This window comes from Thermomonas aquatica (assembly GCF_006337105.1).
In the GTDB taxonomy this organism is placed as follows: Bacteria; Pseudomonadota; Gammaproteobacteria; order Xanthomonadales; family Xanthomonadaceae; genus Thermomonas; species Thermomonas aquatica.
The window spans coordinates 2,905,309-2,924,153 of the sequence record NZ_CP040871.1 but is presented as its reverse complement, the minus strand read 5'-3'; the positions used below and the strand labels follow the sequence as shown (position 1 = coordinate 2,924,153).

Here is an 18,845-nt window from a genome sequence, read left to right as displayed (position 1 = left end):
GCGCATGTCCGCCATCGCGCCCGATTACGCCGCACTCGCCGCCCGCATCCGCGCGCTGGCGCAGGCGGCCGGCTTCCAGCGCTTCGGCATTTCCGGAGTGGAGTTGCCCGAGGACGAAGCCTTCCTGCGCAGCTGGCTGCAGCAGGGCCTGCACGGCTCGATGGCGTGGATGGCGCGCCACGGCGACAAGCGTGCGCGCCCGGCCGAACTGGTGCCGGAGACGCTGCGGGTGGTCTCGGTCGGCCTCGATTACGGGCAGGATGCCGATGCCGCCTGGGACAACCTGCGCGACGGCGAACGCGCCTACGTGGCGCGCTACGCGCTGGGCCGCGACTACCACAAGCTGATGCGCAACCGCCTGCAGAAACTGGCGGACGACGTGGCACGCGAGATCGGGCCGTTCGGGCATCGCGTGTTCGTGGATTCGGCGCCGGTGCTGGAGCGCGCATTGGCGCGCAACGCCGGGCTGGGCTGGATCGGCAAGCACACCTGCCTGATCGACAAGGACGGCGGCAGCTGGTTCTTCCTCGGCGAACTGTTCGTCGACCTGCCCTTGCCCATCGACCCGCCGGCCAGCGCGCATTGCGGCACCTGCACGCGCTGCATCGAGGTCTGCCCGACCCAGGCGATCGTCGCGCCCTACCGGCTGGATGCGCGGCGCTGCATCAGCTACCTGACCATCGAGCACGAAGGCAGCATCGACGAGGACCTGCGCCCGCTGATCGGCAACCGCATCTTCGGCTGCGACGATTGCCAACTCGTATGCCCGTGGAACAAGTTCGCGCAGCGCACCGACGAGCCGGATTTCCGCGCACGCAACAACCTGGACCAGGCCACGCTGGCGGAATTGTTCGCCTGGGACGAGGACGAATTCCTGCGCCGCACCGAGGGCAGCGCGATCCGCCGCAGCGGGCACGAGCGCTGGTTGCGCAACATCGCGGTGGCGCTGGGCAATGCGCCGAAGACGGATGCGGTCATCGATGCGCTGCAGTCGCGCCGCGAGCATCCATCATCCGTCGTGCGCGAGCATGTCGAATGGGCGTTGGCGCAACACGCCCGCATCTGACGACAGCGAGAAAACCACGCAGGCCGGTTGGCCTCGGGTCACTTCGGGACCATCGGCGACATGGATGTCGCCGATGAGCCTACATGGACGTACTTGCGGCGTGTCCCGAAGTGGCCCGGGGCCAGCCGGCCAATCGAGAACGTTCAGCGGCGAGCATTGAACTCCCGCAACAGCTCGCGTGTCACCGCATCGTCCACTTCGCCTTCGCCCTGCAGTGCCGGCAGCAAACGATTCGCCACCTGCTTGCCCAACTCGACGCCGAACTGGTCGAAGGCATTGATGCCCCACAGCACCGACTGCAGGTACACGCTGTGCTCGTACAGCGCGATCAGCATGCCCAGCGACTGCGGGGTCAGCGCATCGAGCAGCAACAGCGTGCTCGGGCGATTGCCCGGATAGCGGCGGTGCGGATCGTCGCTGGCCTGCCCGTTCGCCAGCGCCTCGGTCTGCGCCAGCAGGTTGGCGAGTAGCGCTTGGTGATTCTGCGTGTACGGATGGTCGGCCTGCAGCACGCCGATGAAATCCGCCGGCACCGCCTGGGTGCCCTGGTGCAGGGCCTGGAAGAAGCTGTGCTGGGTGTCGGTGCCGGCGCCGCCCCACCATACCGGCACGGTCTCGGCGGCGACCGCGCTGCCGTCGACGTGCACCGACTTGCCCAGGCTCTCCATCACCAGCTGCTGCAGGTAGTTCGGCAGCAGCCTGAGGCGTTCGTCGTACGGCAGTACCGCCTGCGTGGCGGCGTGCAGCGCATTGCGGTTCCAGACCGCGGTCAGCGCATGCCAGGCCGCGAGGTTTTCGCGCAGCGGCGCATCGGCGGCATGCGCATCCATCGCCGCCGCGCCGTCGAGCAACTGCAGGAAGCGCTCCATGCCGATCGCCAGCGCGATCGGGAAGCCCACCGCCGACCACAGCGAATAGCGCCCGCCGACCCAGTCCCACATCGGCAGGGTGCGCTCGGCCGGGATGCCGAAATCGGCGACCCGTTGCGCATTGGTGCTGACCGCGTACAGGCGCGAATCGTCGCCGAGCCAGTCGCGGACGATGCCGCCGTTGAGCAGCGTCTCCTGCGTGCCGAAGGTCTTGGAGATGACGATGGCGGCGCTGCGCTTCGGGTCCAGCGCGGCCAGCACGCGCTGCGCGGCGTTGCCGTCCACGTTGGAAACGAAGTGCACGCGGAAGCGGGCGCCGGGCAGCGACAGCGCATCGGCCACCAGCCGCGGGCCGAGGTCGGAGCCGCCGATGCCGATGCTGACGATGTCGGTGACGTCGCCGGCTTCCAGCCCGGCGACCAGCGCGCGCATCCGCGCCTGCGCGGCGACCGCCTGCGCGCGCGCATCGCGTGCGACCGGCGCGCCCGAGGCCTCCCCGCGCAAGGCCGTGTGCAGCACCGCGCGGCCCTCGGTCGAGTTGATGGCCTCGCCGTCGAGCTGGCGGCGCATCGCGCCGGCAAGCCCGGCGCGTCCGGCAATGCCGAACAACGCGTCCAGCACCGCGCGGTCGTAGCGCTGGCGCGAGAAGTTGGCGTACAGCGGGCCGACCCGCAACGCGAAATCGCGCGCGCGCGCCGGGTCGGTTTCGACCAGGCCGGCGATCGAGCTGCCGGCCAGGCGTTGCGCATGCGCATCGAGGCCGGCGAGCGGACTCATGCGGCCTGCTTCGGCATCGAATGGTTGGTGTGGGTCAGGCGGTTGTCGCGATCCACGTACACGCAGGTCGGCTTGAACTTCGCCGCTTCCGCTTCATCGCAATGGCCGTAGGCGCAGATGATCACCAGGTCGCCCGGCTGCGCCTTGTGCGCGGCCGCGCCGTTGACCGAGATCACCCCACTGCCTTCCTCGCCGCGGATCGCGTAGGTGGCGAAGCGCTCGCCGTTGTTGACGTTGTAGATCTCGATGCGCTCGTATTCGCGGATCCCGGCGATGTCCAGCAGGCGGCCGTCGATCGCGCACGAACCTTCGTAGTGCAGCTCGGCGTGGGTGACGGTGGCGCGGTGGATCTTGGCCTTGAGCAGGGTCAGTTGCATTGTTTCGGCTCCAGCGAACGGCCCGGGCAAACGCCCGGCACGGCGCAGTATAGGGGTCTGTTTCCGCACTGCAACATCGCCCGGCGAACGTTCAGCCGGCGTCAAACTCCGGGCTTTGGAACTCGCGGCTTCAGAACTCGCGGCTTCAGAACTCGATATTGTCGATCAGCCGCGTGCGGCCCAACCGGGCCGCGATCAGGGCGACCCACGCCCCGCCCTCGCCATCGGCCGGCTCGCTGAAATCACGACCACGCACGACAGCGTAATCCGGGACGAAGCCTGCATCGCGCAATGCCGCGTCGGCATCGGCCTCGACCCGCGCACGCGGCGTGCCGGCGCGGATCGCATCGCGCATCGCCCGAAGGGTGCGATGGATGACCGCCGCGGTCGCGCGCTCCTCGTCGGACAGGTACTGGTTGCGCGAACTCATCGCCAGCCCGTTGGCCTCGCGGACGATCTCGCCACCGACGATCTCGATCGGGAATTGCAGGTCGGCGACCATCTGCCGGATCACCGCCAGCTGCTGGTAATCCTTGTTGCCGAATACCGCCACGTCGGGCAGCACCTGGTTGAACAGGCGGCTGACCACCGTGCACACACCATCGAAATGGCCCGCCCGGAACGCGCCTTCCAGCACCGCGCTGACGCCGGGCACGTGCACCTTCGCGGCAAGCTCGACCCCGAACGGATACATCGATTCGACATCCGGCAGCCACAGCGCATCGCAACCGGCGGCGGCGAGGCCCGCGGTATCGGCATCGGGCGTGCGCGGATAGCGGGTGAAGTCCTCGTTCGGACCGAACTGGGTCGGGTTGACGAACACGCTGGAGACCACGCGGTCGGCCTGTTCGCGGGCGAGCTTCACCAGCGAATAGTGGCCGGCATGCAGGTTGCCCATGGTCGGCACGAAGCCGACGCGCAGGCCCGCGCGCTTCCAGCCGCGCACGCGTTCGCGCAGGACGTCCAGCCCGGTAATGGTCTCGATCATGTCGGCGTCAGGCGTAGGCGTGGTCGGCGTCGGGGAAGCGGCCTGAACGCACGGCATCGGCATAGGCGCGGATCGCGCCGGCGACGGAACCGCCTTCGGCCAGGAAATCCTTGACGAACTTCGGCTTGCGATGGCCGGTGTCGAGGCCGAGCAGGTCGTGCAGCACCAGCACCTGGCCGTCGCAACCGGCGCCGGCGCCGATGCCGATGGTCGGGATCGGGCTGGCGGCGGTGATCTGCGCGGCCAGTGCGGCCGGCACGCCTTCCAGCACCAGCAAGGCGGCGCCGGCTTCGGCCACGGCGAGCGCATCCTCGCGCAGCCTGGCGGCGGCGGCATCCTCGCGGCCCTGCACCTTGAAGCCGCCGAAGCGGTGCACCGATTGCGGGGTCAGGCCCAGATGGCCGCAAACGGGGATTTCGCGCTCGACCAGGTAGCGGATCGTGTCCAGCTTGTGGCCGGCGCCTTCCAGCTTGACCATGCTCGCGCCGGCCTGGACGAAGCGCACCGCGGCGGCGTGCGCTTCAAGCGACGAGCCGTCGGAGCCGAAGGGAAAGTCGGCGATCTTCAGCGCGCGCTTCGCGCCGCGGGCGACCGCAGCGGTGTGGTAGACGATGTCGTCGACGCGCACGGGCAAGGTCGAATCGTGGCCCTGCACCACCATGCCCAGCGAATCGCCGACTAGGATCAGGTCGCAGCCGTTGTCGTCCAGCACGCGGGCGAAGCTGGCGTCGTAGCCGGTCAGCATCACCAGCTTGCGGCCTTCGGCGCGCGCCTGCGCGAGCATCGGCACCGTCCAGGGTTTTTGCGGCTCGCTCATGCCTGGTTCCTGCCTGCGGGGCGGCTAAGGTAACGCTTCGATGCCGTCGGCCGCCATGCCGGCGGCGATGCTGGCGACGCTACCGATGCCGGGAATCGCCAGTTGCGGTGCGATTTCGGCCAGCGGCAACAGGGCGAAGGCGCGCTCGTGCAAGTGCGGATGCGGCACCCGCAGGCCGGGTTCGTCGATCACGGCGTCGCCGAACAGCAGCAGGTCGAGGTCCAGCGTGCGCGGGCCCCAGCGTTCGCCATCGAGGCGGACGCGGCCGAAGCTGCGTTCGATGGCGAGCAAGGCGTCGAGCAGCTCGCGCGCCGGCATGCCGGTCTCGACCAGGGCCACCGCATTGATGAAATCCGGCTGCTCGGTGCGGCCCCACGCCGGCGTGCGATACAGCCGCGAGGCGCGCAGCAGCTCGGTATCCGGCAAGCGCGCAAGTTCGTCGATGGCATCCCGCAAGGTCGCCACCGCTTCGCCCAGGTTGGCGCCCAGCCCGACCGCGGCGAGGGTCATGCCGGCGCTTGCGAGGCCGATCCGTTGCGGCGGCGACGGCGGCGCTTCTTGCGCGGCGCGTCCTGCGCTTCGTCGTCGCCTTCGACCACGGCCTCATGTTCGGCGCCGGCCACCGCTTCGGCCGGATGCGATTGCGCCTCGCGCCAGAACGCCACGTCCTCGGCATGCGAGTCGGACGCCGACAGGCGCAGTTCGAGGAAGTCGAACGCGGCGCGGAAGCGCGGATGCGACAGCAGGCGGAACACCCGCTTGCGCTGGCGCAGCGAGAAACGCGGTTGCAGCAGCCAGATTTCCTGCATCGGCAGCGAGAACCGGCGCGGCAGCGCAGTGCGCCCGACCTGGTGCAGGGTGACGCGATCGGCGGCGCGGCGTTGCGCCTCGGCGGCGTGCACGCCCTGCGCCTGCAACTGCGCCAGCGCACGGCAGTAGGCCGGCCACAGCAGCACCGCGTACAGGAATGCGGGGGAAACGGATTCGTCCGCGGCGACCCGCGCATCGGTATTGCGCAGCCCCTGCACCAGCATCCGCCGCAGCGCGCCGGACTTGTTGGACGCCAGCGCCTGCGCGGTTTCCGGCAGCAGCGCCGGCAGCAGGCCGTGCTTCTCGAGCAATTCGAAGCTGGCGACCGCGTGGCCGGACAGGAACAGCTTCAGGGTTTCCTCGAACAACCGCGCCGGTGCGGCTTCGGCCAGCAGCGGGGCGAGGTACGGGATCGGTTCGGCGGTCGCGGCTTCGATGGTGAAACCGAGCTTGGCCGCCAGGCGCGCCGCCCGCAGCATGCGCACCGGGTCTTCGCGATAACGGGCCTCCGGCTCGCCGATCAGGCGCAGCAGCCGCGCCTGCACGTCGGCATAGCCGCCGGTGTAGTCGCGCACCGAGAAATCCTCGATCGCGTAATACAGGGCATTGGCGGTGAAGTCGCGGCGGACCGCGTCTTCCTCGATGGTGCCGTAGACGTTGTCGCGCAGCAGGCGGCCGCCGTCGTCGGTCTGGCGGTCGTCGTTGTCGTCGGCGCTGTTGGCGCGGAAGGTGGCCACTTCGATGATCTCGCGCCCGTAGACCACGTGCGCCAGGCGGAAGCGGCGGCCGATCAGCCGGCAGTTGCGGAACAGCGCCTTGACCTGCTCCGGGGTGGCGTCGGTGGCGACGTCGAAATCCTTGGGCTCGATCCCGGCCAGCAGGTCGCGCACCGCGCCGCCGACCAGGTAGCCGCCGAAACCGGCCGCGCGCAGGCGGTACAGCACGCGCAGGGCGTTCGGGCTCATCTGCTTGCGCGAGATGTCGTGCACGTCGCGCGCGATGACGCGCAGTTCGGGCGTGGGCAGGCTGGGCTGTGCGGCGGTATCGGTCATGCTTGGCGGCCGTGCCGCGCGGTTCCTGAAACGGGTCGGGTGCGTTGCCAGTGGCGGACGCAGCCCTCTATACTAGCAAGCTCGGCGTGCGGCCCAGCCGCCCCGAACGCCGGTCGTCCAACCGGCGCAGTTCGGCACCACCCTGCTCCCATCGTCTAGAGGCCTAGGACACCGCCCTCTCAAGGCAGTAACACGGGTTCGAATCCCGTTGGGAGTACCAATCCCGGAAACCCGCGCAGTGCGCGGGTTTCTTTTTTGTTGCCGCCCCGGCTTCCCACGGATCGGCGCCGCGCATGGCCGAAAAACGCTGCTGGCGTTTTTCCGCGGCGCTAAACTACCCGCATCGCGCCACGGATCGCTGCCCATGCCCTTCGTCGTCACCGAAAACTGCATCAAGTGCAAGCACACCGACTGCGTGGAAGTGTGCCCGGTCGACTGTTTCCACGAAGGCCCGAACTTCCTGGTGATCGATCCGGACGAGTGCATCGACTGCACCCTGTGCGAACCGGAATGCCCGGTCAATGCGATCTTCCCGGAAGAGGACGTGCCCGCGGGGCAGGAAGGCTTCGTCGCGCTCAATGCGGAACTGGCGAAGGCATGGCCGGTGCTGACCACCCGCAAGGACCCGCCGGCGGATGCCGCGGAGTGGGACGGCAAGCCGAACAAACTGCCGCTGCTGGAACGCTGAGCGGCGTGGACTGCAAGCAAAAGGGCGCCTCACGGCGCCCTTTCTGCATCCGGCAAGCGCCCGGTTACGGCGCGATCGCCGCCTTCAGCGCGGCGACCAGCTTGACCGGGGCTTCGCCGGTCGGCGGCAGGCCGCGCGGGTCGACCGCGGACACGTAGGCGCCATCGCCCACCTTGGTCACGCGCACCAGGAACTTCGCGCCCATGTAGTCGACGTCGTAGGTGCCCAGGATCTGGGCGCGGTTCACCACCTTCACGCCGGACGTGGCGCCCAGCACCTCGCCGACCTTGGCGAAGATGGCGTCGCGGTCGCCGCTGGCATTGAAGCCGATCGGCGCGGCGCTGCCGCCGCCGGCGTTGTTCATGCCCGAGGCGGACACGCTGCCGCCCGCGGCCGGCAGGGCCATGGCACGATCCGCGGACGGACGGTCGAGGTCCGGCGGCACTTCCAGCGGCCGGCTTTCGGCGCTCTGGGCATACAGCTCGTTCTTCTTGCCGAACATGCTGCAGCCGGACACGGCCGCCACCAGCACGAGGGCAGCCAGCGGGGCGGCGAGGCGGGAGGCGCGGGAGAAACGGGGCATCAGGAGCTCCTGTCAGGCCGCCTGCAGGCGGCAGCGTTGTTCGAGTTGGAGGATGTCCGCGTGCAGGCGCAGGGCCTCGGCGGCATGTGTCGATGATAGCGGCTGCAGCGGCAGGCGCAGGCCGTGGCCGATTCCGTTCAGCGCCAGTAGGGCTTTCACCGGGATCGGGTTCGATTCGATGCCAAGGAAGTGGTAGAGGGCGTGCAGGCGCGCATCGAACTCCTCCGCACCCTCGGCATCGCCGCCCAGGGCCAGCTCGCAGAGGCGGCGGAAGGCATTCGGCACCACGTTGGAGGCCACCGAGACGATGCCGTCGGCGCCGGCCAGCATGGCGCGTGCCGCGGTCGGATCGTCGCCGCTGAGCACGGCGAAGCCGCTGCGGCGCAACGGCAACAGGGCTTCCATCCGCTCGCCGTCGGCGCGCGCCTCCTTGATGCCGACGATGTTGGGGTGCAGCGACAGTTCGCCGCTGGTTTCCGCCGCCAGGTCGCAACCGGTGCGGCCCGGCACGTTGTACAGCACCACCGGCAGCCCGCCATCGTCCGCGACCGCGCGGTAATGCGCCAGCAGGCCGGCTTGGGTCGGCCGCACGTAGGGCGGGGTCACGACCAACGCGGCATCCGCACCCAGCGCGGCAGCGCGGCGATTGGCCTCGATGGTCTTGGCGGTACTCGACTGGCCGGTACCGGCCAGCACCGGGATGCGCCCGCCGACCTGCTCCACCGCGGTACGCAGCAGGGTCTCGTATTCGGGATCGAACAGGGCCGCGGCCTCGCCGGTCGAACCGGCCACGACGATGCCGCGGGTACCGGCATCGAGCTGCCCCTGCAGCAGGCGCTGCCAGGCGGAAAGGTCGATCTCGCCGGCGGCCGTGAACGGCGTCGCCAGCGCGGTGATGCTGCCGGAAAGTTGCAAGGGGAAGGCTCGAGGCTGGGCGCAGGCGCGACGCGGCCGGCGCGGACGGACGGGGGGTTGTGCGGCCGATCTTACTTGCGGCGCGAAAGGGCCGGCAAGTATGCTGGCGGCACGCGATGCCCGCATGCCGATCGCCGATTTCAGCCAGACGCCCCAACCGCTTCGGACGCCCACTTGACCGACACCACCGCACGGCCAGCGCCGAACGAAAACCACCTGCTGATCAACGCGTACAGCACGCATCCGCAGTCGCCCCTGCTTGCCGTCACCCGCCGCATCGCCGACTCCGGCTGCAACCTGGTGGACACCCGCCTGGCCACGGTCGGCCGCGACGTGTCGGTGACCGCGCTCGCCACCGGCTCCTGGGACGCGGTGGCCAAGCTCGAGACCATGCTGACCAAGCTGGAGCGCGAGGAAGGCCTGAAGCTGGTCTGGTACCGCACCGGGCCGAAGCCCGTGCAGTCCAGCCTGCTGCCCTACGTGGTCGAGGTGATCGCCTCGGACAAGCCAGGCATCCTGTTCCAGCTGGCGGATTTCTTCGACCGCCAGGGCATCACCATCGAGAGCCTGCACTGCTCGCGCTACCGGGCGATGCAGACCGGCGCCGACATGTTCTCCGCCCAGCTGACCATCGGCGTGCCCTCGGACATGCACATCGCCGCCCTGCGCGACGACTTCCTCGAGTTCTGCGACCACCTGAACCTCGACGCCATCATGGATCCGATGAAGTACTGATGCTGCAGACCGGCGACCGCGTTCCCGATCTTCCCCTGGCCCTGTCCAGCGGCAAGGCCGCGACGCTGGGCGATTACGCCGGCAAGTGGCTGGTGCTGTACTTCTACCCGAAGGATTCCACCCCGGCCTGCACCACCGAAGGCCAGGACTTCAACGCGCTGCTGGCGAACTTCAAGCGCGCCGGCGCGCAGGTGCTGGGCGTGTCGAAGGATTCGCTGAAGGCGCACCAGAACTTCATCGCCAAGCAGGGCTTCAAGTTCGACCTGGCCAGCGACGCCGACGAAACCGTGTGCAACGCGTTCGGCGTGATCCAGCCGAAGAAGCTGTACGGCCGCGAGTACATCGGCATCGTCCGCAGCACCTTCCTGATCGATCCCGCCGGCGTCATCCGCCAGCAATGGCAGCCGGTGAAAGTGCCCGGCCACGCACAGGCCGTCCTCGACGCGCTGAAGGCCGCGAAGAGCAAGTGACCGCATCCGTTTCCACCCCGTCCGGCCCGGCGCAGCGCGCCGGGCGTTCATCGTCGCGCGCGCCAGTGGCGCGCAAGCCGCTCCTCTTCACCCACCGCCCCGCCCCGCGGGATGTGGTGGCCCGCCGCTGTCCGACTGCAGGAATCCCAGCATGACGCGAAGCAAGCGCATCTACGTCCTCGACACCAATGTGTTGATGCACGACCCGACCGCGCTGTTCAAGTTCGAGGAGCACGACGTCTACCTGCCGATGCAGGTGATGGAGGAGCTCGACAACGGCAAGAAAGGCACCAGCGAGGCCAGCCGCAACGCGCGCCAGGTCAGTCGCTTCCTCAACGAGCTGATCGAGGCGCACGGCAGCGCCGACGTGCACAACGGCATCGCCCTGGTGCGCCCGAACGGGCTGCAGCTGCGCGGCGCGGAAAGCGCCGGCCGGCTGCTGTTCCAGACCGGCGACTTCGACGCCGGCAAGCGCTTCGGCACGGTGATCCCGGACAACAACATCCTCGGCGCGATCCTGGCGCTGAAGGAATCCGACCCCGGCGCGCCGGTGGTATTCGTGTCCAAGGACATCAACCTGCGGATCAAGGCCTCGATCGCCGGCATCGTGTCGGAGGATTACGAGAACGACCGCGCGCTGGACGATTTCAGCCTGCTCTACACCGGCGCCACCGCGCTGCCGGAGGATTTCTGGTCGCGCCACGGCAAGGACCTGCGCTCGTGGACCGACAAGGGCCGCACCTACTACGAAATCGCGCGCAGCGAGGACGACGACTGGTACCCGAACCAGTTCCTGTACCTGCCCGGCGACGATGACGCCGAGATGAAGGTGGCCAAGGTCACCGACAGCAAGGTGACCCTGCAGATCGTCGACGACTTCCGCCACAGCCAGCATGCGGTGTGGGGCATCCTCGCCCGCAACCGCGAGCAGAACTTCGCGCTCAACGCGTTGATGGACCCGGAAATCGACTTCGTCACCCTGCTCGGCACCGCCGGCACCGGCAAGACATTGCTGGCGCTGGCCGCGGGCCTGGCGCAGACCATGGACGCGCAGCGTTACCGCGAGATCATCATGACCCGCGCCACGGTCAGCGTCGGCGAGGACATCGGCTTCCTGCCCGGCACCGAAGAGGAAAAGATGACGCCGTGGATGGGCGCGCTGACCGACAACCTGGAAGTGCTCACGCACAACCAGGACGGCGGCGCCTGGGGCCGCGCGGCGACCAACGACCTGCTCGCCAGCCGCATCAAGATCCGCTCGATGAACTTCATGCGCGGCCGCACCTTCCTGTCGCGCTACCTGATCCTCGACGAGGCGCAGAACCTCACGCCGAAGCAGATGAAGACCCTGATCACCCGCGCCGGTCCGGGCACCAAGATCGTCTGCCTGGGCAACGTGGAACAGATCGACACGCCCTACCTCACCGAAACGACTTCCGGCCTGACCTACGCGGTGGACCGCTTCAAGCACTGGGCGCACAGCGCGCACATCACCCTGCGTCGCGGCGAGCGCTCGCGGCTGGCCGACTTCGCTTCGGAAGTGTTGTAGCGGCCCGCGATGGGAGTGGCATTGCCGCGCTGGGTCTGGATCGGCGCAGGCCTGCTGGCCTGCGTCGCCGGCATGGTCAACGTGGTCGGTTACCTGGGTTTCGAGCACCAGGCGATCACCCATCTCACCGGCACCACCACCCTGCTCGGCGAGGCGGTGGCCAAGCGCGACCTGCGGGCCATCTCGCATCTTGCCGGCGTGGCGCTGGCGTTCATGGCCGGCGCCGCGCTCAGCGGGATGCTGATCCAGGACAGCACGCTCAAGCTCGGCCGCCGCTACGGCGTGGCGCTGGTCCTGGAATCGCTGCTGCTGTTCGCGGCGATCCCGCTGTTCCGCCACGGCCAACTCGCCGGCGCGCTGCTGGCGGCGATGGCCTGCGGCCTGCAGAACGCGATGGCCACCACCTACAGCGGCGCGGTGATCCGCACCAGCCACCTGTCCGGCATGTTCACCGACCTCGGCATCGGCATCGGCCATGCCCTGCGCGGCCTGCCGCTGCAGAAGCGACGGCTGATGCTGTGCGGGTTGATCATCGCCGGCTTCTTCACCGGCGCGGTGCTGGGCGCGCTGCTGTTCATGCACTTCGGCTACCGTGCGCTTGCGGTGCCGGCCGCGATCACCGGCAGCATCGGCCTGGGCTATGCCGTGTATCGGCACGCGCAAGTGCGGCGCGGCGGCGCCGAATCCGCCTGAACCGGCATCATTGCCGCCCGACTTCCGGAATCCCTTCGTGAACGATCCACGTCCCGTCAGCGCCCTCACCATCGCCGGCTCCGACTCCGGCGGCGGCGCCGGCATCCAGGCCGACCTCAAGACCTTCGCCGCGCACGGCGTGCATGGGTTGAGCGCGATCGCCGCGCTGACCGCGCAACACACGCGCGGGGTGACTGCGGTGCATGTGCCGGAGATCGGGTTCCTGCGTGCGCAACTCGACGCCTGCTTCGAGGATTTCCGCATCGGCGCGGTGAAGATCGGCATGCTGGCAAGCGCCGGGGTGATCGATGCCGTGGCCGATGCGCTGGAACGGCATCGTCCGCCGTTCGTGGTGCTCGACCCGGTAATGGTGGCGACCAGCGGCGCCAAGCTGCTGCAGGACGATGCCCTGCATGCGCTGCGCACGCGGCTGGTCCCGTTGGCATCGATCATCACCCCGAACATTCCCGAAGCCGAATTGCTGACCGGCATGCGCATCCTCGATGCCGCAGCGGCGGATCGCGCCATCCTGTCACTGCGACGGATGGGATCGCCCGCCGTGCTGCTGAAAGGCGGCCACTTGGACGAAGGCGAATGCGTGATCGATCGTTATGACGACGGCCACGCCGACGCGACCTTCATGCACGACCGCCTGCCCGTCGAAGGGCATGGCACCGGCTGCACGCTGGCCTCGGCGATCGCCGCGAACCTGTGCCGCGGCATGGCAATGCCCGCCGCGGTGGAAGCCGCCACCGATTACATCGAACGCGCGCTGCGCGGCGGCTATCGGCCCGGCCGCGGCGACGTGGTCGTGCTCGACCACTTCGGCGCATCGGCGCTCAGAACAGCTTGACCACCCAGCGCAGCGGCAGGCGCTTCAGCACCCATGCCAGCGGCGCCCACGGCCACCACGGCACGTAGGCCACGTCGGGTTCGCGCAGGATCGCCGCGGTGAGCAGGCGGCAGCCGCGTTCGCCATCGATCATGAACGGCGTGTGCGCGGCCGGCGCATCCTCGTTCATCTCGGTGCGGATGTAGCCCGGCAGCAAGGTGCTGACCCTGATCCGCGGCTTGCGCAGCATGTCGGCGCGGATGCCTTCGGCCAGCGAGGCCACGCCGGCCTTGCTCGCCGCGTAGGCGGTCAGCCCGCCACGGAAGCCGCGTATCGAACTCACCGACGAGATCACCGCGAGGTGGCCGCGATCCTGCGCGCGGAAGATTTCCATCGCCGCCTCGCACTGCGCCAGCGCGGCGATCAGGTTGGTCTCGATGATCGCCTTGTTGCGCTCGAAGCCGCCCTTGCCGACCGGCATGCCCTGGCCGATGCCTGCATTGACGACGACCCGGTCGAGTCGGCCGAAGTCGCCGCGGAACCCGCGCACGACCTCGAAGACCCGGGCGTAGTCGGTCACGTCGAGCGTGCGCACGACGATGCGGATGCCGGGATGCGCGGCTTCCAGTTCGGCCTTGAGCGATTCCAGCCGGTCCAGCCGGCGCGCGCACAGGCCGAGGTCGTGGCCGCGCCTGGCGAATTCGCGGGCCATGCCGGCGCCGAGCCCGGAGCTGGCGCCGATGATGATGACGTTGCTGTTGCCCATGCCTGTCCTCAACGATAGGTGACCAGTGCCGCGTGCTCGCCTTCGAAATGCGCATGCCCGTTGAGCGTGGACAGGCGCAGGCCGTCGCGCCCGCGCACCAGCTTGGTCACGCCGCAATTCACCAAGTTCCAGTTGAGGCGGAAGCCGTCGCTGTCGGGGATGCGCAGCAGGTCCTGCGCCAGCGCCGCGATCGGCCCGCCGGAAGTGAATACCAGCGCATCCGTCCCATGCGGCAACGCATCGAGCACGCCGGCCAACGCCGCCCTGCAGCGCGCCCTGAACGCCTGCCAGGTCTCGACGTAGTCGTCGTCATGCCCGCCGCCGACCCAGCGCACCACGGCCTGCTCGAACATCGCCTGGAACGCGCGCTTCGGATCCGGCGCGGCCATCAATTCCGCACGCAGCCGTGCATGGCCGGCATCGTCCGGATGCAGGGCATCGATCACCCCCACATGGTCGAACTCGTTCCAGCCGGCATCGACCTGCCATTCGGCGGCGCGGCCCATCGCCTGCAAACAGCCTTGCGCGGTTTGGCGATGGCGCAGCATGTCGCCGCTGATCACCGCGCCGACTCGCGGCGACAGCGCGGCCAGCGTACCGCCCAACACCCGCGCCTGCGTTTCGCCGCGCTCGCTGAGCCTGTCGTAGTCGGCGGCACCGAACGAGGCCTGGCCATGGCGGATCAGGTACACCGCGCTCATCGCACGCTCCCTTGCCGGGCGATCGCGCGACGGCAGCGCCAGTGCAGGTAGTTCACGAACAGCCAGAACCGCTTGAACGCGGGATTGCGGGTCTGTCCGTGGTGGTAGCGGTAGTAGATCTGCTGGGCGATGGCGGACAAGCGGAACAGGCCGTAGACCTCATGGAAGGTGAAATCGCGCGCATCGAAATCCATCTTCCCGCAGTAATAGTCGACGACTTCGCGCCGGCTCAGCATGCCCGGCAGGTGCGTCGGCTGGCGACGCATGCCCTGCGCCATGAAATCGTCGCCCGCCTCGACCCAGTAGGCCAGCGTGTTGCCGAGGTCCATCAACGGATCGCCCAGCGTGGCCAGCTCCCAGTCGAGCACGCCGACCACGCGGGTCGGATCGACGGGATCCAGCACCACGTTGTCGAAGCGGAAATCATTGTGGGTGACGCAGATGCGTTCCTGCGCGGGCAGGTTCGCGGCCAGCCAGCGCATGATCCTGTCGCCGCGCGGCACGTTCCAGGTGCGCGCGTCGCGGTAGCGCTTGCTCCAGCCCTCGATCTGGCGCTGCGCGTAACCCGTGCCCTTGCCGATGCCAGCGAGCCCCGCCGCATGGTGGTCGACCCGATGCAGCGCGACCAGCGTATCCAGCACGTTGGTGCACAGCAGGCGCACGCGCTCAGGCGGCAACGCGATCCCGCGCGGCAGGTTCTTGCGCGGGACGATCCCGGCCAGCCGCTGCATCGCGTAGAACTCGGCGCCGATCACCGAGGCATCGGCGCAGTAGGCGCGCATCTCCGGCACCAGCGGGAACACCGGCTTCAACGCCTGCTGGATGCGGAATTCGCGGCCCATGTCGTGCGCCGACTTCGCCTTGGTGCCGGCCGGCGGGCGGCGCAGGATCAGGTCGTCGTTGGCGTATTGCAGCCGATAGGTCCAGTTCGAGGCACCGCCGGCGTATTGGGTGACCTGCGGCGTGCCCTGCAGCGCGGGCAATGCCTGCTTCAGCCAGGCATCGACCGCGGCGATATCGAGCTCCTCGCCGCTGCGTACGGCGCGCGCCTCATCGGCCGCGTCCGCGCTCACGATGCGGCCTTGCGCTGCATGCGCGCGGCCACGCGTGCCAGTTGCCTGCGCATCAGCGCCAGGTACAGGCGATACGGCAGCAGTCGCTTCAAGCGCCAGAACCGTTTCGCTTCGGGATGGGTGAGGATGTGCGGATCGCCGCGCTGCATGCCGTCGAAGATGCGGTCGGCGATCTCGTCGGCGCCGATCCGCGCGCGTTCGACCAGGCGCTTGGTCATGCCTTCCAGCGCCGGGTTCGCGGCGCGCATGTTGCGGGCCAGGTCGGTGCGGAAGAACGCCGGGCAGACCACGCTGACGCCGATGTTGTCCGGCTCCAGTTCCAGTTGCAGGGTTTCCGAGAGCGCGACCACCGCGGCCTTGGTGGCGTTGTAGGCCGAGGCCTGCGGCAGGTGCACCAGCCCGGCCATCGAGGCGATGTTGACCAGCTGCCCGCCGCCCTGCGCCTTCAGCACGGGCGCGAACACCTTGCAGCCGCGCACCACGCCGAGCAGGTTGATGTCGACCGCCCATTGCCAGTCTTCGAGCGTGGTTTCGCCGATGCCGCCCATCTGCGCGACGCCGGCATTGTTGACCACCACGTCGACCCCGCCCCATTCGCGCTGCAGCCAGTCGGCGGCGGCCTGCAGCGCGTCCTCGCGGGTGACGTCGCAGGCCAGCGCGTGGCTGTGCGGCGCATGCGCGCGGATCGCCGCCAGCGCGTCGGCGCAGCGCTCGGCATCGAGGTCGCCGATGCACACCTTCCAACCCGCACGCGCATGGCGTTCGGCCAGCGCGCGACCGAGGCCGGACGCGCCGCCGGTGATGAAGATGCGCTTCCCGCTCATTTGTATTTCGCCAGCTCCATGCGCGCCACCATCGCCCGATGCACTTCGTCCGGGCCGTCGGCCAGGCGCAAGGCGCGCGCAAGCGCGAACAACCCGACCAGCGGCACGTCGTCGCTGACGCCGGCGCCGCCGTGGATCTGGATCGCCTGGTCGACCACCGCCTGCAGCATGTTCGGCGCGACCACCTTGATCGCCGAGATCTCGGTCATCGCCTGCTTCGCGCCCACCGCATCGATCTTCCACGCGGCATACAACGTGAGCAGCCGCGCCTGGTCGATGGCGATGCGCGCATCGGCGACCCGCTCCAGGTTGCCGCCCAGCTGCAGGATCGGCTTGCCGAAGGCGACGCGTTCCAGGCCGCGGCGGATCATCAGCTCCAACGCGTGTTCGGCGGCACCGATCGCACGCATGCAATGGTGGATGCGCCCGGGTCCCAGGCGTCCCTGGGCGATGGCGAAGCCCTTGCCCGGGCCGAGGATGTAGTTCGCCTTCGGCACGCGCACGTTGTCGAACACCACCTCGCCATGCCCGTGCGGCGCGTCGTATTCGCCGTGCACCGCCAGCATGCGTTCGATGCGTACGCCGGGCGTGTCCATCGGCACCAGCACCATGCCGTGGCGCGCATGCGATTCGGCGCCGGGATCGGACAGGCCCATGAAGATCGCGATTTCGCAATGCGGATGGCCGATGCCGGTCGACCACCACTTGCGGCCGTCGAGCACCAGTTCGTCGCCATCCTCGCGGATCGTGGCGCGCATGTTGGTGGCGTCGGACGAGGCCACCTCCGGCTCGGTCATGCAGAACACCGAGCGGATATCCCCCGCCAGCAGCGGCGTGAGCCAGCGCGCTTTCTGCGCTTCGCTGCCGAAGTGGTGCAGCACTTCCATGTTGCCGGTGTCCGGCGCGCTGCAGTTGAAGATCTCGGCGGTGAATTCGTTGCGGCCCATGGCCTCGGCCAGCGGCGCGTATTCCAGCGTGCTCAGGCCCGCGCCGTGTTCGACATCGGGCAGGAACAGGTTCCACAAGCCCGCCGCACGCGCCTGCGCCTTCCATTCCGCCATCTGCCCGGGCTCGCGCCATTGCGTCCAGTCGGCGCCGGCATTGGCCGCGTTCTGGCGCCGGTATTCGGCCTCGCGCGGGGCGACGTGTTCCGCCAGGAACGCCTGCAGGCGCTGCAGGTATTCCCGCGTCTTCGCGCTGTGGGCGAAGTCCATCAGCCGATCTTCAGCAGCAGCTTGCCGGTGTTCTCGCCGCGGAACAGCTTGAGCAGCGCGTCCGGGAATGTGTCGAAGCCCGCGACGATGTCCTCGCGCGATGTCAGCTTGCCCTGCGCAAGCCACAGGCCCATCTCGCGCGCCGCCTCGCCATAGCGCGGTGCGTAGTCGAACACCACCATGCCCTGCATGCGCGCGCGGTTGACCAGCAGCGACAGGTAGTTGGACGGACCCTTCACGCCCTCGGTGGCGTTGTACTGGGAGATCGCGCCGCAGATCACCACCCGCGCATGCATGGCGAGTTGCGACAGGGCGATGTCGAGGATCTCGCCGCCGACATTGTCGAAATACACGTCGATGCCCTTCGGGCAGTGCTCGCGCAACGCCTTGCGCACGTCCCCGGACTTGTAGTCGATGGCGGCGTCGAAGCCGAGTTCGTCGACCAGCCAGCGGCACTTCGCCGCGCCGCCGGCGATGCCGACCACCCGGCAGCCCTTGATCTTGGCGACCTGCCCGACCACCGTGCCGACCGCACCCGCGGCACCGGAGACGACGACGGTGTCGCCCTCCTTCGCCGCGCCGACATCGAGCAGGCCGAAATACGCGGTCATGCCGGTCATGCCGAGCACGCCAAGGTAGGTCGGCAGCGGCGCCAGCGCGGTATCGACCCGCTGCACGCCCTTGCCGTTGGACAGCGCGTATTCCTGCACGCCGAACAGCCCGGCCACCTTGCTGCCCACGGGGAATCCGGGGTGCTTGGACGCGATCACCTCGCCGGCACCGCCCGCGCGCATGACCTCGCCGATGCCGACCGGCGGCACGTAGGACTTGCCTTCGTTCATCCAGCCGCGCATCGCCGGATCCAGCGAGACATATTCGACGCGGACCAGGAATTCGTTGTCGCCGGGTTCGCGCACGGGCTCCTCGACCAGGGTCCAGTCGCTGGCCTTGGGCAGGCCGATCGGACGCGCGGCGAGGCGGAACTGGCGGTTGGCGATGGCGTTCATGCGGTCCGATCCCGTGGGCTGGACCCGCATCGTATGCGT

The 18,845-nt window shown here is 69.0% G+C and carries 21 protein-coding genes and 1 tRNA gene; 8 read left to right on the top strand and 14 right to left on the bottom strand.

Annotated features, from left to right (window positions below; all coding sequences use genetic code 11):
* Positions 1-4 precede the first annotated feature (4 nt).
* A complete protein-coding gene (queG, locus tag FHQ07_RS13840; protein WP_139717639.1) occupies positions 5-1,066 on the top strand; it encodes a tRNA epoxyqueuosine(34) reductase QueG in 1,062 nt (353 codons plus the stop codon).
* A gap of 143 nt (positions 1,067-1,209) precedes the next feature.
* Here the strand turns inward: queG and pgi are convergent, their stop codons facing one another.
* From pgi to pcnB, 6 genes are all read right to left on the bottom strand, one after another.
* On the bottom strand, positions 1,210-2,712 hold the full coding sequence (pgi, locus tag FHQ07_RS13835) for a glucose-6-phosphate isomerase (protein WP_139717637.1): 1,503 nt from the start codon (positions 2,710-2,712) through the stop codon (positions 1,210-1,212).
* On the bottom strand, positions 2,709-3,089 hold the full coding sequence (gene panD, locus FHQ07_RS13830; protein WP_139717635.1) for an aspartate 1-decarboxylase: 381 nt from the start codon (positions 3,087-3,089) through the stop codon (positions 2,709-2,711). Before panD ends, pgi begins: the two co-directional genes overlap by 4 nt.
* Before the next feature lie 145 nt (positions 3,090-3,234).
* The gene (gene panC / locus FHQ07_RS13825) at positions 3,235-4,077 is read right to left on the bottom strand and encodes a pantoate--beta-alanine ligase (protein WP_139717633.1); all 843 of its coding nucleotides are present in this window, start codon (positions 4,075-4,077) and stop codon (positions 3,235-3,237) included.
* A 7-nt stretch (positions 4,078-4,084) separates the two neighbouring features.
* Complete coding sequence (gene panB, locus FHQ07_RS13820) at positions 4,085-4,894, bottom strand: 3-methyl-2-oxobutanoate hydroxymethyltransferase (protein WP_139717631.1); 810 nt, start codon at positions 4,892-4,894, stop codon at positions 4,085-4,087.
* Between the two features lie 24 nt (positions 4,895-4,918).
* Positions 4,919-5,404: a 2-amino-4-hydroxy-6-hydroxymethyldihydropteridine diphosphokinase gene (gene folK, locus FHQ07_RS13815; protein ID WP_139717629.1), complete on the bottom strand. Its 486-nt coding sequence runs from the start codon at positions 5,402-5,404 to the stop codon at positions 4,919-4,921.
* Positions 5,401-6,756 carry a polynucleotide adenylyltransferase PcnB gene (pcnB, locus tag FHQ07_RS13810; RefSeq protein WP_139717627.1) on the bottom strand — a complete coding sequence of 452 codons (1,356 nt, stop codon included), beginning with the start codon at positions 6,754-6,756 and terminating at the stop codon, positions 5,401-5,403. The genes folK and pcnB overlap by 4 nt, the downstream gene beginning before the upstream one ends.
* A 144-nt stretch (positions 6,757-6,900) precedes the next feature.
* Between pcnB and FHQ07_RS13805 the strand changes: the two genes are divergently transcribed.
* Both FHQ07_RS13805 and fdxA read left to right on the top strand, forming a co-directional pair.
* Positions 6,901-6,976: transfer RNA gene (locus FHQ07_RS13805), tRNA-Glu, on the top strand.
* Positions 6,977-7,120: 144 nt separating this feature from the next.
* The gene (gene fdxA / locus FHQ07_RS13800) at positions 7,121-7,444 is read left to right on the top strand and encodes a ferredoxin FdxA (protein ID WP_139717625.1); all 324 of its coding nucleotides are present in this window, start codon (positions 7,121-7,123) and stop codon (positions 7,442-7,444) included.
* A 64-nt stretch (positions 7,445-7,508) separates the two neighbouring features.
* On the opposite strand, the gene FHQ07_RS13795 is transcribed toward fdxA, so the two are convergent.
* A complete protein-coding gene (locus tag FHQ07_RS13795) occupies positions 7,509-8,027 on the bottom strand; it encodes a hypothetical protein (RefSeq protein WP_139717623.1) in 519 nt (172 codons plus the stop codon).
* Between the two features lie 12 nt (positions 8,028-8,039).
* Positions 8,040-8,942 (bottom strand): 4-hydroxy-tetrahydrodipicolinate synthase, encoded by a 903-nt coding sequence (dapA, locus tag FHQ07_RS13790; protein WP_139717622.1) that lies wholly within the window; start codon positions 8,940-8,942, stop codon positions 8,040-8,042.
* A 174-nt stretch (positions 8,943-9,116) separates the two neighbouring features.
* Between dapA and FHQ07_RS13785 the strand changes: the two genes are divergently transcribed.
* From FHQ07_RS13785 to thiD, 5 genes are all read left to right on the top strand, one after another.
* Positions 9,117-9,677, top strand: coding sequence for a glycine cleavage system transcriptional repressor (locus FHQ07_RS13785; RefSeq protein WP_139717620.1), 561 nt, complete (start codon positions 9,117-9,119; stop codon positions 9,675-9,677).
* Positions 9,677-10,147, top strand: a complete 471-nt coding sequence (locus tag FHQ07_RS13780; RefSeq protein WP_139717618.1) for a peroxiredoxin — start codon at positions 9,677-9,679, stop codon at positions 10,145-10,147. Before FHQ07_RS13785 ends, FHQ07_RS13780 begins: the two co-directional genes overlap by 1 nt.
* Positions 10,148-10,298: 151 nt before the next feature.
* Positions 10,299-11,696 (top strand): PhoH family protein, encoded by a 1,398-nt coding sequence (locus FHQ07_RS13775; protein ID WP_139717616.1) that lies wholly within the window; start codon positions 10,299-10,301, stop codon positions 11,694-11,696.
* A gap of 9 nt (positions 11,697-11,705) precedes the next feature.
* Positions 11,706-12,389 (top strand): YoaK family protein, encoded by a 684-nt coding sequence (locus tag FHQ07_RS13770; protein ID WP_139717614.1) that lies wholly within the window; start codon positions 11,706-11,708, stop codon positions 12,387-12,389.
* A gap of 37 nt (positions 12,390-12,426) precedes the next feature.
* Complete coding sequence (thiD, locus tag FHQ07_RS13765; protein ID WP_168191576.1) at positions 12,427-13,242, top strand: bifunctional hydroxymethylpyrimidine kinase/phosphomethylpyrimidine kinase; 816 nt, start codon at positions 12,427-12,429, stop codon at positions 13,240-13,242.
* Here the strand turns inward: thiD and FHQ07_RS13760 are convergent.
* Genes FHQ07_RS13760 through FHQ07_RS13735 form a run of 6 tightly spaced genes read right to left on the bottom strand, consistent with a single transcriptional unit; the run spans position 13,229 to position 18,806 of the window.
* Entirely contained in the window at positions 13,229-13,987 is a 759-nt protein-coding gene (locus tag FHQ07_RS13760) for an SDR family oxidoreductase (RefSeq protein WP_139717609.1), read from the bottom strand. The genes thiD and FHQ07_RS13760 overlap by 14 nt on opposite strands.
* Positions 13,988-13,995: 8 nt before the next feature.
* Positions 13,996-14,688: a histidine phosphatase family protein gene (locus tag FHQ07_RS13755; RefSeq protein WP_139717607.1), complete on the bottom strand. Its 693-nt coding sequence runs from the start codon at positions 14,686-14,688 to the stop codon at positions 13,996-13,998.
* The gene (locus FHQ07_RS13750) at positions 14,685-15,761 is read right to left on the bottom strand and encodes a phosphotransferase family protein (RefSeq protein WP_139717605.1); all 1,077 of its coding nucleotides are present in this window, start codon (positions 15,759-15,761) and stop codon (positions 14,685-14,687) included. The genes FHQ07_RS13755 and FHQ07_RS13750 overlap by 4 nt, the downstream gene beginning before the upstream one ends.
* Positions 15,758-16,585, bottom strand: a complete 828-nt coding sequence (locus tag FHQ07_RS13745; protein WP_139717603.1) for an SDR family oxidoreductase — start codon at positions 16,583-16,585, stop codon at positions 15,758-15,760. The genes FHQ07_RS13750 and FHQ07_RS13745 overlap by 4 nt, the downstream gene beginning before the upstream one ends.
* Positions 16,582-17,799, bottom strand: a complete 1,218-nt coding sequence (locus FHQ07_RS13740; RefSeq protein ID WP_139717602.1) for an acyl-CoA dehydrogenase family protein — start codon at positions 17,797-17,799, stop codon at positions 16,582-16,584. Before FHQ07_RS13740 ends, FHQ07_RS13745 begins: the two co-directional genes overlap by 4 nt.
* Positions 17,799-18,806 carry an NADP-dependent oxidoreductase gene (locus tag FHQ07_RS13735; protein WP_139717600.1) on the bottom strand — a complete coding sequence of 336 codons (1,008 nt, stop codon included), beginning with the start codon at positions 18,804-18,806 and terminating at the stop codon, positions 17,799-17,801. The genes FHQ07_RS13740 and FHQ07_RS13735 overlap by 1 nt, the downstream gene beginning before the upstream one ends.
* Between the last annotated feature and the right edge of the window lie 39 nt (positions 18,807-18,845).